The sequence below is a fragment of the Anaerobiospirillum sp. NML120449 genome (assembly GCF_023051105.1).
GTDB lineage: Bacteria > Pseudomonadota > Gammaproteobacteria > Enterobacterales > Succinivibrionaceae > Anaerobiospirillum.
In genome coordinates, this window is record NZ_JALKIL010000015.1 from 25,251 (window position 1) to 42,603 (window position 17,353).

The 17,353-nt window shown below is 54.5% G+C and carries 3 protein-coding genes; 1 reads left to right on the top strand and 2 read right to left on the bottom strand.

Annotated features, from left to right (window positions below; genetic code table 11):
• Nucleotides 1-1,442: 1,442 nt before the first annotated feature.
• Nucleotides 1,443-14,621 carry a TOPRIM nucleotidyl transferase/hydrolase domain-containing protein gene (locus MXE41_RS06165; RefSeq protein WP_247099848.1) on the top strand — a complete coding sequence of 4,393 codons (13,179 nt, stop codon included), beginning with the start codon at nt 1,443-1,445 and terminating at the stop codon, nt 14,619-14,621.
• A 253-nt stretch (nt 14,622-14,874) separates the two neighbouring features.
• On the opposite strand, the gene MXE41_RS06170 is transcribed toward MXE41_RS06165, so the two are convergent.
• Both MXE41_RS06170 and MXE41_RS06175 read right to left on the bottom strand, forming a co-directional pair.
• Nucleotides 14,875-15,780, bottom strand: a complete 906-nt coding sequence (locus MXE41_RS06170; protein ID WP_247099850.1) for a flagellin — start codon at nt 15,778-15,780, stop codon at nt 14,875-14,877.
• Between the two features lie 401 nt (nt 15,781-16,181).
• The gene (locus MXE41_RS06175; RefSeq protein WP_246978653.1) at nt 16,182-17,084 is read right to left on the bottom strand and encodes a flagellin; all 903 of its coding nucleotides are present in this window, start codon (nt 17,082-17,084) and stop codon (nt 16,182-16,184) included.
• Between the last annotated feature and the right edge of the window lie 269 nt (nt 17,085-17,353).

A 17,353-nucleotide genomic window follows, 5' to 3' on the forward strand; every position in this document is an offset into this window, starting at 1 on the left:
TTTAACAGGTAATGTATTGAAGACCTTGCATGTTTGTGACCGGTTTTTGCGTGGAGACAATATAAATAAGGAAGGTACTTTCAGTAATTATCAGTATTGTTTTGTGTCAAATCAGCCCTTAAGACCATAGTGAGGCCTGGGGCGATTTAGCATGGACCCATACTAGACAAATTAAGCTCTCATAATCAAGCTGCCATTCTTGTCTGCACCAGCGCAACATCATGGGCACCAAAAGGGAGCGTGAATTATCCTGGGTGCACGACCACGGCGGCGCCAGGGAAAAATACGGCCCTGCGTGCAAAAGTGGCACGCTTTTTCGCGCACTTGCGCCCCACATTGCCTGACCATAATCTCTGCCTGCAGTCCGTCAGGAGCCCGCAGGCTCATTGGCACTGATTGCGACCTCTCCTGGGCGGGCGCTGCTGCGCCTTGCTCAGGCCAGCCATCCATTTAGCCAGTCAGGCAGCCAGTCAGGCAGCCAGTCAGTAAGGCAGTCAGTTGGCCAGTCAGGCAGCCAGTCAGTAAGGCAGTCAGTTGGCCAGTCGGCCAGCCAGTCAGGCAGACTGAAGGCACCTGGCCACTCTTTGCGAGCTGCGCAGGCAAGCACAGCTAAGACAGGTTTCACTACGCTCGGAGGCTGAGCGTCTGCTCACGAGCTGATTTAATGGCGGACCGGTAAGGCAGGTCTTGATCGGGCTGGCGCAGCTGGGCAGTGAGCACGTGTGCTGCTGCCCGAATGGATCGGGCACTGCCTGTCCGGTGCACCCGTGACCTTTGTCCTGTGGAGCCGGTGCTTCGCTGTAACTGGTGCATCGCTGTAGCCGGTGCTGCGATGATCTGCAGTATGGTGCTGCTGCCGCTGCTTTCATTTTGTGCTCTGAGCTGCTGTCTTTGGTGCGGCTGCCTTATGAGATGGACTTGCGCTACGTGAGAGCAGTTATGCCCTCGTGGCCTCGAGGTATCGTGGCTTCAGGCTTCGCGGCATCTGCGGGCTGATCATGGCTGCCATGTTGGCTACGGTGGCCATGATCGTCACTGTGGCAGGGGCTACGGTCGCCACTGTGCAGTGGCGGCTGGAGGAATCGTGACAGGCTGGGGATGGGGCGGGTTGATAGATATTAATTCTTATGGTGTTTTTGCCCTGTTGAGGGGCAGATTATGTATCAAGGGGGCTGCCTTGTGATGGGGCAGCGGCGAATTTTGGCCTGTCTCTGCTCTTTTTAATATGAGACCGGGCGCACGGTACTGGCAATAAGGGGGCCTTTGAGGGCGCCAAACGTGCCCAAAAAGTGGCCTAAGCTGCCCATTGCCACTATAATTAAGGATGAGCCGATCCGCGTACCCATTTGATCGGCTCAAAATTTTTCCGGCTCTGACCTGTTTTTCAGGGAAAGGATCGCCGTGAAAGCTTATTACCAGCTGCACAGACAGGACTACTCTGCATGCTAATCAGGCATTTACATATCGAGCGCTTCCGCTCCCTGCACTTCTTTGATTTGAGTCTCAATGATGACTCCACTATCATCGCGCCTATTCCGGCTGCCGCTCAGCTGGATCTCATGGCCGCCATCAACAAAATTACCCTGCTGAACAATCCGGCTCAGGCCCTGGTACCGTCAGAAAGTCCTGACCTTGCCAGAGCTCTGCTGCAGAGCAACTGCGCTCTGTCCCATCAGACTGTAGTGGGCCGCCTCGGTCCATGCGGCCGTCCGCTGGCTCTGCCGTCCCAGTCCGTTGATGCTCACCCTGAGCATGATGTTGACGCCGGCTGCGGCAGCAGCTGCAGCTCAGGCTGCTGCGATGAGCTTTCAGCAGATGATGAAAGCTGCTGTGAGCACAGCGGCCCGGACGGCTGTGGTAATGACTGCGGCTGTGCACAGGGTCATTGTGAGCGTGCCGCAGGTGCTGTTGCAGGTTCTGGCGTCGGTGTCGGCGCTGGCGTTGACTGTGCAGGTCACTGTGACAGTGCTCAGGGCACTGACAGTGAGGGCCTGGGCGACAGTGACGCACAGAGCGCCGGTAATGTAACTGTCAAGAGCGGCAGTGAGCACGAAAGCGGCATCAAGGACATGCTGGAGTTCAAGTTCATGGCTGATGATCAGCATCTTGATACTGCCCGCTATGACGTCTCCATCAAGTCACGTCACCGCAATGCCGGTACCTATCAGCTCTCGCGCGTAAACCCTGAGGGTCCGCAGAAGCTGTCCTTAATGGTGACCTCAGGTGTATATGAGCCTGAGTCCAATACAGCTCATGGCTATTCTCAGGTAGCTGTTCACATTGCCCCAAAGGGCGATGGCTCCAGCCAGGATTATGCCGAGGCTGAGGTCAGCCGTGCCTTTATTGCCGGTGCTGATGTGATCCGTGAGCAGATTACAGTGCGTTCACGTAATTCAGATGCTCCTGATATCAGTCTGCAGGTTACCCATAAATCTCATGCCGGTCTCATGCAGTCCCTAAGTCCTGCCCTGCAGGGCGTACTGCCCGGCAGAGCCCTTGCTGACAGACCAGTCCTGTCTGACAGCAAGCTGGGTTCCATGCTGCGCCGTGGCCCGGTAATCAGCTTTGAGGTGGTTCGTGGTGATCGCACCTGGCTGGTAACTCTTAATCTGACCATGCAGGGATCCGATCAGGCTGTCGAGGGTACCGACAGCTGTGATGGTTCTTTACAGGGCGGAGCAGCTGCAGCCTGTGCTCAGGGTGCTGTTGCCGGCGCTGAGGGCATTACCCTGCCATATGACTTTGATCGTCCGGAGCGCCGCAATGTTGTGGTCTTTGAGGGGGATCGCCGTGTTAACGAGGGCGTCACTCCGACTGTTGATGCCAGGGATGCTGCCTGCATCAATGCCTCTCTGGACAGTCGCGGGGTGCACTGTCAGGTAAGCGTTCATGAAATCATCAGCAGCTGTGAGGACTGCAGGAATCAGGCTGAGGCTGCCGAAGCTGAGGCTGCCGAAGCTGCAGCTGGTGCCGCCTGTGCAGGCGCTGCTGAAGATGCTGCAGCTGATGTTGCCGGCGATGAGGGCGCTCAGGCAGAACAGACTGCTGCCCAGGCTGCCGGCTCAGGCGCCGCAGGTGCTGTCGGGGCAGCACGTCGCCTGATTGCTGTAAGTGAGGCTGAGCGTGATGAAGTGCTCAGCTGGCTCAGTGGCGTAGGCCCACGCTACCCTGTGCCTCAGTGCCTGATGCTCGGTGCTTTCTGCAGCCGCAAGGGCAAGACCCTTGATCAGGTGCGTGAGGACAATGCCGGTTACAACTCTCTGCTGCGCTTTATTTCCTATGATGAGGATGAAGTTCAGACTCTGGCCGAGCAGAAGTGCCGCCGTGCTCATAACAAAACTATTCCATGTGAGGTCAACGACCATATCGATCATCTGGCCTCTCAGATTATTGCTCTGTCCTCAGGCACAGAAGAACTGATTTTCTATCCTGGCGCCCAGTGGCGTCTGATTGGCCCTGTCAGCAAGGTTGACCGCCGCTTCAGCATCAAGCTCAAGAGCTCCCAGAAGCACTCTGATAACAAACTGCCAGCCTGGGGCACCAATCTGCTCCGTGAGCGATGGTATCTGGAGCACGGCTCTCTTGAGGGCCTTGCTCAGTCTCAGGGTGGTGCTCCTGCCAGTGCTGGGGCCGCAGCAGCTGCCGCAGGATCGGCAGGCGCTGCCACCGGTGCTGCAGCTGCAGCCAGCGCAGCCAGTGCTGCTGACATCATGGCTGATGTCCTTGGTGATATGGGTATTGATATGCCAGATGATGAGCTGACAGCAAATTCTGATGCTACAGGCATGGCCGGGGCAGAGAGCGAAGCTGCAGCCAGCGCAGGTAACGAAGTTGATGCTGATGCTTTCGCCGCTGATACCGCTGGCGCTCAGAGCGCTGAGCTTGCAGGTGAGGAAGATGAAGGCGAGCAGGACATGATGGATGATCTGCTTGGTGAATTTGGCATTGAGATCGAAGAGGAAGAGGAAGAAGAGGAAGTGCTCAACGAGTCTGCCCCTGATCTGAATCTGAGCGCAGCTGATGATTCAGCTGACCTGCTCGCTGGTATTGACGCTAAGGATGACGGCGGTGATCTGCTCGACGGCATTGACCTTGATGCCAATGACTTGGAGCTGCCTGATGAAGCTGACAGCCTTGCCCAAATGGCTGCCGGTGCCGACGAGGCTGCTGACGATGACCTTTTTGACGGCGTTACAGATGGAGTGGGTACTCTTTATGGGACTGATGGTGCAGATGCCTGTGCAGTGGATATCAGTGCTGTACGTGCTGTAGCTCAGGATGAAGAATTTTCCTCCGCTCTTGATGCGGCCGATGATCTCGTAGTGCCTGATGCCTGTCCTGTAGATCTTGGCGCAGTCAGCAAGTCAGAGGCACAGCTCAGTCAGGACCGCGATGAGGAGCTCTTTAATGAGGAACTCTTTGATGAATCGGATGACAGTGATCTGGTGATGCCTGATATTTGCGCAACTGCATCTGATGGTGCCGACTCTCTGGAGGGTGATCTGCTTGATGCAGCTCTTGATGCCGCTGATGTTCTCAATGTGCCTGATGCCTGTCCGGTAAATCTGGGCATATCCCCATCTGACAATGACGATTTTGATTCAGCTGAAATGGCTGCTGCTGCCGTAAGCTGCGCCAGCAATGCCGCTCAGCATGCCTCACAGGCACGAGAAGATGCTGCCAATGCTGCCATGATTGCTGCGGCCATTGCCCGTGATGAAACTTCCAATGCCTTCCGCGAGGCCACCAACCAGGCCTGCAAGGAGGATCATGCCCAGGCTGCTGCCTTTGAAGAAGCCGCAGCCGCCGCAGTCAGTGCCGCTGCTGCTCCGGCTGAGGTCGATGAGCAGTCCTCTGCCGCCGACGCTGCTGCCGGCGAGGCCACTGCCGGGGCTGCCGGCGAGGCCACTGCCGGGGCTGCCGGTGGAGTGGCCAGTGCAGATAAGCACAGTGAGGAGACAAACGGTAACAGGCCAAAGACCATGGCTGAGCGTATGGCTGCCATCAAGGCTGCTGCCTCTGCCCGTAAGGCCGCCCGTGAAGCCGAACTGGCTCAGGAGTTTGGTGAGCAGCAGGCTGCAAAGGAAGAGGCCCTTGCTCAAGAAGAAGATTTTGCTTCCGATGCCTCTGCTGCTTTTGATGCTGCATTAAGTGCTGATGAGGGCAGTGAGGCAGCCACCGCTGATGCTGCCGCCAGTGCAGGCGACCTGTCTGCTGGTGCAGATGAGCAGTCTCTGGACATGGGAGCAGTTGCTGACGCTGTAGCACATGCTGCTCAGGCGCTTGCCGAGATTGATCTGGACAGTACAGTCACTGCCCCGGCTGTTGAAGATACAGCCGATGCTGCTATGGATGCTATGGCCGATGCTGCTGATATGGATGCAATGGCCGATGCTGATGTCGGTCTTGATGACAGCCTTGACGCTGGGTCTGTTGAGGGTATGGATGAGCAGTCTGAACTGAGCGCACTTGCCGCTGACAGTAGTGACGATACTCAGACTCAGTCTCTGTCAGCAGAAGATGATTTACTGGCTGCTGCTGCCGAAAGTGCTCTGGTCAGTGCTGAGCTGGAGCTCGAGGTCGCCGCTGCCTCTGATGCAGCCGGTGCTTCTGATGCAGCCGATGCTGAGTTAAGCACAGCTGCCACAGCAGATGATGACTGTGAGCTGTCTCTTGCTGAACTGAACACAGGGCTGGAGATTGAACCTGCAGCTCAGGCAGGTGGCGATGACGAAAATGCTGTTGCTGATGCAGCCGGTCAGATTCAGGCAGCTGATGGATTAGACAGTGCTGCCATGGAAGACAGCATGACTGAGACTGCTGATGAGTCTCTGACAGGCTCCATGGAGGAAGTCATGTCCGAGACTGTGAGCGATGCTGATGGGGCTGTGAGTGAGTCAGTGTCTGAAAGCATGCCAGATGGCCTGACAGAGGACCTGACAGAGGACCTTAGTGATCCTGATTCAGCTCAAAGTGCTCTCAGTGAAGAGCCTGTAATGGATCTGGGCGGCGAGCCTGCTGATATTGTAGAGGCTGATGAGTCTGCCCTGGTTGCCGATGACGATCTGGCTGTTGATGCCGGCAGTGCTGATGAGTTTGAAGAGACTGCAGACAGCAGCGCTCTTGCTGCTGTAGCTGCTGCTGATGATATGGAAATGCCAGAGATGGCCCAGGAGGCTCCTGCTGCAAAGAAGATCAGCATGGCTGAGCGCATGGCTGCGGTCAAAGCCGCTGCAGCCGCCCGTAAGGCAGCCATGGAGGCTCATGATGAGCCTGATATGGATATGGGTCTTACCCTTGACAGTCTCAGTGAAGTAGCTGCAGAGGATACTCCTGAGCTGCCAGCTGATGATATTTCTGCCTGTGCACCTTCTGATGCTGAGACTGAGGCCCAGGGTGCTGGAGATACTGCCGCTCAGGAAGTTGATGCAGATGCTCAGGCAGGTGATGCAGCCGATCAGGCTGGTGAAGCTGTCGATGATGCTGGCGCAGCCGCACTGGCAGCAAGTGAAGCAATGGATATTCCTGATATGGCCCAGGAGGCACCTGCTGCAAAGAAGATCAGCATGGCTGAGCGCATGGCTGCGGTCAAAGCCGCTGCTGCCGCCCGTAAGGCAGCCATGGAGGCTCATGATGAGCCTGATATGGATATGGGGCTTACCCTTGACAGTCTCAGTGAAGCAGCTGCAGAGGACACTCCTGAGCTGCCAGCTGATGATGTTTCTGCCTGTGCACCTTCTGATGCTGAGACTGAGGCCCAGGGTGCTGGTGATACTGCCGCTCAGGCAGGTGATGCAGATGCTCAGGCAGGTGATGCATCCCATCAGGCTGTTGATGATGTTGCCGATGCTGGTGCAGCCGCGCTGGCAGCAAGTGAAGCAATGGATATTCCTGATATGGGCCAGGAGCAGCCGGCCAGGAAGACGAGCATGGCAGAGCGCATGGCCGCCGTTAAGGCCGCTGCAGCTGCACGTAAGGCTGCCATGGATGCCGGGAATACTGATGATGACCTGTCATCTGAGACAGATATGGCATCAGAACCTGCCATGGAGCTTAATGACTCTGTTCCTGCCGATGAGATGGCTGACAAGTTTGCAGCTGGCGATGATCTGGACGGGCTGACAGATGCCCCTGATCTGTCAGACATTGCGGCTTTTGCCGATGAGGCCGGTCTTGATTCCATAAGTGGTGTTCTTGAAGATCCGAAGATGGATGCCGAAGCGGCTGTGGAAATCTCTCATGAAGATGCGATCAGATCCCGTCAGGATAAAGATAAAAGTGTCAATGATGAGCTTTCAGGAAAGTTCAAGGCAGATGCATGCATTATGGAGGATGAAAACTTTGCCTCCGACAGTGCTGCAGCCTTTGATGCAGCTGTAGCTGCTGAGCAAAAGGACAGTCACAGACCTGCCGGATCAGGAACTAAGGGTGTGAACATGGCCGAGCGCATGGCCGCCATCAAGGCAGCTGCTGCCGCCCGCAAGTCAGGTGAAGCCCACCCTGTACTGACCGCACAGCCAGTTATGGAGTCAGTAAGCACTGAACTTTCAGCCCAGCTGGAAAAGGCTATTGCGGTCACTGACGACAGTGCCAGTGATCAGTCTGATATGCCACCTGCCATTGATGTCAGCCTTGCCCCTCAGGATCAGCCTGAAGGTCAGCTCGGTGCAGATATCATCCATGACATCAGTGCCCCTCAGGATGAAGCCGTGCAGGCTGACCTCCAGGATTGTGATGCCCCGGCAGCTGATCAGGCTGACGATGAGTCAGAAGGTGCTGCAATGGCAATTGCTGCAGTCGATGAGCCTGAAGATGCTCCTGAGCTGGAAAATGCCATTGAGTCTGCTGACCCAGGCGCTCAGAGTGCAGACGATCTGGTATCCCTGGTAGCTGAGGCTGCCGGTGCACTTGACGCTGTTGATGAACTTGCCGGTGATGGTGCTCCTGAGCCTGAGGATCAGTCAGATGAACTCACTGCAACCCATGACATGTCTCTGGACAGTGAATGTGCAGAGGCTGATGATTCAGATTCCGACCTTGCCGGTGATGTCTTTGATGAAGATGAGTCTTCTGATGAGGATACTATGGCAGGTGATTCTGAAGATCATGGCCGTGGTATTAACATGGCTGTACGTATGGCTGCCATTAAGGCCGCTGCAGCCGCCCGCAAGGCCGGTCTTGCTGACACAGTAGAGCTCTCAGCCGATGTCGGTGCTGCTCAGGACGGCTTATTTGCCATGACTGATGACCAGCACAGTGCTGACCAGCAAGCTGCTGCAGCCAGTGACGAGCTTAGTGAAAGCGATGCTGATACCATGGCTGTCAGTGATGACATTTCAGCTGATGCTCAGGAAGGTGCATTTGAGTCCGCTGACGATGACATGGCTGCCAGTGCATCTGCCAGCATCGATGATATGAATGCCAGTGCTCAGGATGTACCAGCTGAAGAAACTGAAGATGAGAACAATACTGCAGAGCACAGCTCTGGCGGTGAATCTGCAGTTCAAGGCGTGGACATGGCCGAGCGCATGGCCGCCATTAAGGCAGCTGCAGCTGCGCGTAAAGCTGCTCTGGATGCAGAAGCTGTTGAGGCTGTAGAGGCTGAGCAGTCTGCCATCATTGAAGAAGACGAAGATTATGCTCAGCTTGCTGCCGAAGAGTTTGAAGCTGCGGCCTCCGGCGAGAACGGCATACTTGGAAAGATCGTTGAGGAAGAAGAAGTTCGTGATGAGCTTGATCTTGCAGATGCAGCTGATGAAGAAGACGAGCTGATCATGGCCCGTGAGCTTGATCTGGACGATGAAGATGATGATCTCATCATGCCGGACAACCTTGCCAGTTCTCAGGAAGGTGCCGCTCAGTTCGATGAAGCCCTGGCCTCAGACACCATGCCAGCAGATGAGCTGGCCGCTGATCCTGTCGCCGGTGAGACCTTTGTCGGAGACGCTGCCTCTGATGGCGAACAGACTGACCTTTCTGCTGTTGACAGCGATATGGAAAGTGACACCTCCTCACACAGCGAAATCAGCAGTAATGATATGGCTGAGCGCATGGCCGCCATCAAGGCTGCCGCTGCTGCCAGAAAGGCTGCCATTCGTGAGGAAGCCAATGATGCCGTTGAGGCACATCAGGCTGCCATCATGAGTGAAGATGAGGACTTTGCCCAGATTGCCGCCGCCGAGTTTGATGCTGCCGTATCAGGCGAGATACCTGCACATGCCGGACAGGTCAGCAAGTCTGTTGCCATGACTGACGACATGGATCTGCTCGAAGAGGGCGATGATGGCGACATGATCATGCCTGAAGACCTGGTGCTGGCTGAAGAGAATGCACGTCCAGCTGAGTCAGTAACCATGGAGAGCGTAGCTCAGGCCATGGCTGAGGCTGCCGGTCTTCAGGACAGCGAGCCTGCTGATGAGAGTGCTCAGGATCTGTCCATGGATATGGCAGACAGCACTGCTGACCTCATGGATGAATCAGTCTGCGACAACATGGCAGATACAGAGCAGGAGCTCATGGATGAGCCTGAGCTTGCTGCTCAGGACCAGGATCCAGCTGCTGATCTGGCAGAAGACAGCATTGACCTTGAGAGTGCTGCCGATGCTGCTGCTGACATAATTGACGAAGCAATCAGCACTGACGATGTGTTAGAGGCTCAGATTGAGGCTCAGGAAGAGCTGGCTGCCATTGCTGAGGCTGCTGTAGAGGAAGCTGCCGATGAAGCTGCTGAGCTGATTGGCGACGATATGGCATCTGAGGAGGACTCAGCTGACGCTCTCATGGGCGCAGATGAATCTGCTGACCTGATGGCTGACGCCATGGCCGATGCCATGGCCGATGCCATGGGTGAGGACGACAGAGCAGACCTCATGGCCGGTGATGAATCTGCCCTGATGGAAGAGACAGCAGAGGCCGCTGCAGCAACTGCCGACCTCATGGACTCAGATGAATCTGCTGACCTGATGACTGACGCAATGTCAGATGCCATGGGTGAGGCCGATAGCGCAGACAGCGCAGACCTCATGGCCGGTGAAGAAGCTGCCCTGATGGAAGAGACAGCTGAGGCTGCCGCAGCAACTGCCGACCTCATGGACTCAGATGAATCTGCTGATCTGATGGCTGACGCCATGGCAGATGCCATGGGTGATGCCGACAGCTCAGACAGCGCAGACCTCATGGCCGGTGATGAAGCCTCCCTGATGGAAGAGACTGCTGAGGCCGCCGCAGCAACTGATGACATCATGGTCACAGATGAATCTGCTGACCTGATGGCTGACGCCATGGCAGATGCCATGGGTGATGCCGACAGCGCAGATAGCGCAGACCTCATGGCCGATGATGAAGCTGCCCTGATGGAAGAGACTGCTGAGGCCGCCGCAGCAACTGCCGACCTCATGGACACAGATGAATCTGCTGACCTGATGGCTGACACCATGGCAGATGCCTTGGGTGAGGCAGATAGCGCAGACCTTATGGCTGATGTAATGGGTGATGAGTCAGCTGCCTCAGCTGAGTTGCCTGCTGATCTTGCAGCTGCAGCCAACTTCCTCAAGGAAAATGAAGTTGAGGAGCCTGCTGAGGACAAGCCGGCTGCTGAGACTGCTCAGGATGACTTCATTCCTTCAGTTGAAAGTCCTTCACAGTCTGCTAATCCGGCTATTGATGCAGCCTATGCAGTATATAAGGATGCCAAGGAGACCCTTACCGAAGGTGAGCCTGCTATTGAGGCCTCTTTTGCCGTATACGAACAGTCCCGTGGCGTGCTGACTGGTGAAGAAAAGCCTGTCATCAAGTCAGGTGACAAGGAAGTTCCTAAGAAGATTGTTGACGAGGCTGCCAGCATTGCCATGGTCACAGCCTATGCCGTTTACAAAGAGGCACGTGAGGACCTGGTATCTGAAAATGGAGAGCCTGTTGAGGGGGCTTCTGAGGCTCTGGCCCAGCCAGCTGCGTCAGCTACAGATGATCTGATGTCTGATGTTGAGGCTCCAGCTGCCACTGCAGTTGAATCTGAGGACCTTGCAGGTGCTGATGCTCTCTGTGCTGTTGAAGAGCTTGCACAGGGTCAGTCTGAAGCAGAGGATGATGCTCTGGCATCACTGGGCTTTGACAGTGAGGATGTGGTTGATACCCTTTCTGATCCTGAGGCAGAGGCCCGTGCCGAGGCTGAAGCTGACGCCGCCATGATTGAGGCTGCTGAGACTGCAGAGCGCACTGAGGAAATGCTCGGTGAGTTCGGTCTTGAGAATGCCTCTGAGGCTGACGACGAGCCATTCGACGCTGAGGCTGCTGCCCGTGCTGAGGCTGAAGCTGACACCGCCATGATTGAGGCTGCCGAGACTGCAGAGCGCACTGAGGAAATGCTCGGTGAGTTCGGTCTTGAGAATGCCTCTGAGGCTAACGACGAGCCTTACGATGCTGAGGCTGCTGCCCGTGCTGAGGCTGAAGCTGACGCCGCCATGATTGAGGCTGCTGAGACTGCAGAGCGCACTGAGGAAATGCTCGGTGAGTTCGGCCTTGAGAATGCCTCTGAGGGTGATGATGAGCCTTACGATGCTGAAGCCGCTGCCCGTGCCGAGGCTGAAGCTGACGCCGCCATGATCGAGGCTGCTGAGACTGCAGAGCGCACTGAGGAAATGCTTGGTGAGTTCGGTCTTGAGAATGCCGCTGATGGCGACGACGAGCCTTACGATGCTGATGCTGCAGCCCGCGCTGAGGCTGAGGCAGACGCCGCCATGATTGAGGCTGCCGAGACTGCAGAGCGCACTGAGGAAATGCTTGGTGAGTTCGGTCTTGAGAATGCTGCCGAGAGCGATGACGAGCCATTCGACGCTGAGGCTGCTGCCCGTGCTGAGGCTGAAGCTGACGCCGCCATGATCGAGGCTGCTGAGACTGCAGAGCGCACTGAGGAAATGCTTGGTGAGTTCGGTCTTGAGAGTGCCTCTGAGGGTGATGATGAGCCTTACGATGCTGAAGCCGCTGCCCGTGCCGAGGCTGAAGCTGACGCCGCCATGATTGAGGCTGCTGAGACTGCAGAGCGCACTGAGGAAATGCTTGGTGAGTTCGGTCTTGATAATGCCGCTGAGGGCGACGACGAGCCTTACGATGCTGATGCTGCTGCCCGTGCTGAGGCCGAAGCAGACGCCGCCATGATTGAGGCTGCCGAGACTGCAGAGCGCACTGAGGAAATGCTCGGTGAGTTCGGTCTTGATAATGCCTCTGAGGCTGACGATGAGCCTTACGATGCTGAGGCTGCTGCCCGTGCTGAGGCCGAAGCAGACGCCGCCATGATTGCAGCAGCCGAAGCTGAAGAAGCTGATGAGGCTGAGGCAGACGCAGCTATCATTCCTGCTGATCCAGAGCTGGCTGCAGAGGCTGTTTGCGAGGTTGCAAACTCAGAAGATTCTGAGTATGTATCTGACATAGCCGGTGAGGATGTCGCAGCAGCTGAAGACAACGCTGTCTTTGATGTTGAGTCCGATGCAGCGGATATTGAAAATGCTAACGCTGCCATCGATGCAGCTGCTGAGGCTATTAATTCAGCTGAGGCTGAGGCATCCTTTATAGCAGGTGCTGTAGAGGAGCAGCGTGCTGAGGCTGAGGCCGGTGCAGCAATGATGGCTGCTCAGGATGCCACTTCAGAGTCTGCTATGGAGATTGCAGGCGTAGCCGATGAGCCTGCATCAGAAGCTGCTGAAAGTTCTGAAATGACTGGCGCGGGCGCTGCAAGCGAGATGGTCGTTGCTGTTGAACAGGAGGATCAGGATGATGAGTTCGATGACTTTGTTGACCTCTCATCAGCCCGTACTGTTCACTCACTTGGTGATGAGTTCAGTCTTACTCTCGATGACAGCAATACTGCAAGCTTCATCAGCACCCACTGTCCTGATGCACTTGAGGCCCGTTTCTGGCTGCTCGTTGAGGGCTCTACTGATACCCTGACTCTGACCAACATGGCTCATGAGATGGGTATTAACCTCAAGCGTGCCGGTCTGCACATTGTGCGCTTTATAGGTACCAGCCTGAACATACTCATTGAGCTGGCTCAGCGTATGGGTATCGATTACCTCATTCTCTGTGATGAGGATCAGGGTGCTTCATCAGTGCTTAAGAATCTGGAGCTGCCTGCTTCTCTGGACAAGAGACGTCATAATGCCCAGCTCTCAGCAATGGAGAACTTAAACCGTCTCGGTGAAGCAGGAAACGCAGCATTCCCACAGGCTGATGATATTGCAGCACGATTTGCTGCTCTCAAGGCCAACAGCGTGAACCACGTAGTGTTCCTGCCTGGTGCATGGCTTGAAATCTTCCTGTTCAACCATGGCTTTGCTCATGTATACCTCAAGGCTGCTTTCAGCAACCAGACAAACCTGCACACTGTGAACTACAGGGAAAAGCTGGCATCTGAAATCAAGCGTATGCGCAGCCGCTGCAATACTCTGCAGGCCCAGATCAAGGCTGTAGAGAAAGCGCAGGAGGCTATCTTTGCCCGTGCTGCTCTGCAGGCTGCAGAGGCTGATGCCACAGCTGAGGAGGCTGCAGCTGCACAGGCTCAGGCTGCAGAGGAGGCTGCACGTATGCAGGCTGCTCAGGCCCGCGCCCATGAGGAGGCCCAGGCACGCTTTGTTGAGGGACTGAAAGACTGGTCACCAATTGAGTCACACAATGACGATACTCTTGTCGGTCAGGGACCTGATCACAAGCTCTACAGCATTATTTCCACTATTGCCAATGAGCCTGAGGGCGCAATGTCACAGCTGGCAGTTCTACTGAGAATTGTCTACATTAAGGCACGCAATGACTTCCTCCTGTCCCGTGGCCGTGAGTCTGAGCTGTTGTCTGATAAGGGTGATGCACGTTACACCTTCAAGATCCCTACTGATCAGGGCTTCAATCCAGATGACATGACCATGAACGATATCGCCCGCCTCAAGAAAGCTCTGGACAGAGCAGCTGATTCTTACACCATCAGCTCATCTGCTCCTAGCATGGCTGATTCAACATGGCGTGCCAGCTTCTCGGCTTCAGTATCTCTGGTCAGATCAGCTACCATGCAGGCCAAGAACCTGTATCAGAAGCTGCAGACCCGTGTAATGCGCAACAATATGCTCAAGGGACATCCTGCTCAGTCAGGCGCTACCCCGGCTGCAACCGCTGCCGGTGGCAGCTACACTGCAACTTCATGTCCTGTACCGCAGAATCTGCGCAATCGCGTGACTGCACAGGCAGCAGCTGCTACTGTAGCTTCTACCATGGTTACATCAGCTGCAACTGGTGGCAAACTTTCTTCAAATGAGCGTAATGCCATCAAGGATACCTACCAGAAGCATCTTGACGATGAGATAAAGGAGCTGCGTACTCTGGAGCTTATTTACCAGCGTGCCTGCCTCAAGCGCAATGTACCGCTGACCGCTGATGAGTATGAATACCTCAAGGTAGATGCTCTTAACTTCACTCAGCGCGCCATTGCAGCCCGAGGCAAGATGCTGCTGGCTACCATGATTGTTCATGACCTGAATAACCGTGGTCCAGAGGCCGTACCTGATTTCATGGCTGACTTGCTGGCCGGTATCATCAGCTACATCAATTGCCGCAGCGTCGACAGCGAGAACTCAAAATAGTTTTCAGCCGTCACTGACTGCTTAAATAAAAGGGCAACCTTCCTCAGGGAAAGTTGCCCTTTGTTCTTAATGAGCTCCGCGTTTGAACTCATAATCATGCTCCAAAACTCCATGGCAGCCAGTACAGTGGTGCCGGTGAGCCTGGGTTATCGGGTATTGAGAACATAAACGACAAAGCCCCCTGCCTTTGCGGCAGAGGGCCTTGTGTGCACCAGAGGCAATGCCTCCAGTAGAGTCGTCATATTGTGACTTATTAGCCTAACAGGGACAGACCCAGCTGTGGGCGGGTGTTGGCCTGCATCAGCATAGAGGTTGCAGCCTGCTGGATAATGGACTGCTGGCTCAGGTTTGCGGACTCTTCGGCGAAGTCAGCGTCACGAATACGTGAGCGGGCATCAGCCTGGTTGGCAGAAACGTTGGCCTGGTTTCTGATAGAAGATTCCAGTCTGTTCTGGATTGCACCTAGGCCAGCTCTCTGAGCATCAACAGCACCAATCATCTTGTCCATGGCTTCGATAATGCCATCGATCTTGGTTGCGTCGCTCAGGAGAACAACACCCTTGTTGTTAACGATATTGCCGTAGCCAGCAGCATCAATACCACCCTTACTGGCGATCTGCGAGAGTTTCATGCCGTTAACGGTGAAGTCGATAGTATCACCCTTGTTTGCACCTACCTGCAGGGTTAACTTACCCTCGTAGTCGCCTGCTCCCTTTGTGAATAAGGAGGCAGCGCCAGCGCCGTCCAGGATCTTCTTGCCACCGAAGGTGGTCTGCTGGGCAATACGGTTAACTTCGGCGGCCAGTGCTGAGGCCTCCTTACCAAGGGCCTGACGGTCTTCAGCTGTGTTGGTGCCGTTCTTGGCCTGAACTGCCAGGGTACGGATCTTCTGCAGCATGCCTGTGATTTCGTCCATACCACCTTCAGCGGTCTGGGCAAGGGCAATACCATCAGAGCTGTTGCGGTTGCCCTGGTTAAGACCGTTAATCTGGGTGGTTAAACGGGAGCTGATTTGCAGACCAGCTGCGTCATCCTTTGCAGAATTAATTCTCAGGCCAGAACTGAGTCTTTGATACGTAGTAGTGAGCTGGTTCTGCACATTATTCAGATAGCGGCGGCCATTCAGGCTTGATACATTGGTATTTACGTAAACTGCCATGACAGGTTCCTTAACAAAAAGTATTTGCAATTATGACATTTAAGGTAAATCCAGAATGTCATCTACCTGTATGAACGACCCTTTTCCCAATATGACATATAGAGGAATATGATGCAAAAATGTTGCAAAAACATACAAAAATTTGCGTATGCATAGATGCTACAAGATGATGTAAGAACCCACGTAAATAAGCATTTCCAGAGCTTCGTTACGATTAATGCATAGTTATTACTTACGTAATCAGCGCAATGAAATAATATTTTAAAATTATAAATCTGTAACGATTGTTAGTCAGTTCTTGCTGATGGTCTTGAAAGCAACAAGGCCCCCTGCCTTTTCGGCAGAGGGCCTTGTGTGCACCAGAGGCTACGCCTCCAGTAGAGTCGTCCTATTATGGCTTATTAGCCTAACAGGGACAGACCCAGCTGAGGACGGGTGTTAGCCTGCATCAGCATGGAAGTGGCAGCCTGCTGGATAATGGACTGCTGGCTCAGATTGGCGGACTCTTCGGCAAAGTCTGCGTCACGAATACGTGAACGGGCATCAGCCTGGTTGGCAGAAACGTTTGCCTGATTTCTGATGGAAGATTCCAGTCTGTTCTGGATTGCACCTAGGCCGGCTCTCTGGGCATCTACAGCGGCAATCATCTTGTCCATACCTTCGATAATGCCATCGATCTTGGTTGAATCAGACAGGAGGACAATGCCATTCTTGATGATGTCTTCAACCTTTGCTGCCTCAATACCGCCCTTACTGGCGATCTGGGAGAATTTCATGCCGTTTACGGTGAAGTCGATAGTATCACCCTTGTTTGCACCTACCTGCAGGGTTAACTTACCCTCGTAGTCGCCTGCACCCTTTGTGAATAAGGAGGCAGCGCCGGCGCCGTCCAGGATCTTCTTGCCACCGAAAGTGGTCTGCTGGGCAATACGGTTTACCTCAGCAGCCAGAGCAGAGGCCTCCTTACCGAGGGCCTTACGATCATCACCTGTGTTGGTTCCGTTCTTGGCCTGAACTGCGAGGGTACGGATCTTCTGCAGCATGCCTGTGATTTCGTCCATACCACCTTCGGCGGTCTGAGCAAGAGCAATACCATCAGAGCTGTTGCGGTTGCCCTGGTTCAGACCGTTAATCTGGGTGGTTAAACGGGAGCTGATTTGCAGACCAGCTGCGTCATCCTTAGCAGAATTAATTCTCAGACCTGAGCTCAGGCGCTGGTATGTAGTGGTCAGCTGATTCTGCACATTATTAAGATATCTACGGCCGTTCAGGCTTGAGACATTTGTATTGACATAAACTGCCATGACAGATTCCTTAACAAAAAGTAATTTGCAACTGTGAAATTAATTAGGGCTTGCCCTTGATTATCATCGAGTTTGAGAACGGTTACACGAGATACATTACATATAGATACATGATGTGAGCAATTTTAGTAAATATATGCCGATCAGCATGGTTTCATAGATACTGCAAATATGTGCCAGGAGCACGTGCCTATCGTATTTCTTTGCGTTTTTTAGTTGATGTCAATATTTGCATACGTTAAGTACTTGTGATGCATGGAAATGTCTAT

Bases quoted from the DNA above. Each gene is read 5' to 3' on its own strand.
- MXE41_RS06170 (WP_247099850.1), bottom strand. From the start codon at position 15,780: ATGGCAGTTTACGTAAATACCAATGTATCAAGCCTGAATGGCCGCCGC.
- MXE41_RS06165 (WP_247099848.1), top strand. From the start codon at position 1,443: ATGCTAATCAGGCATTTACATATCGAGCGCTTCCGCTCCCTGCACTTC.
- MXE41_RS06175 (WP_246978653.1), bottom strand. From the start codon at position 17,084: ATGGCAGTTTATGTCAATACAAATGTCTCAAGCCTGAACGGCCGTAGA.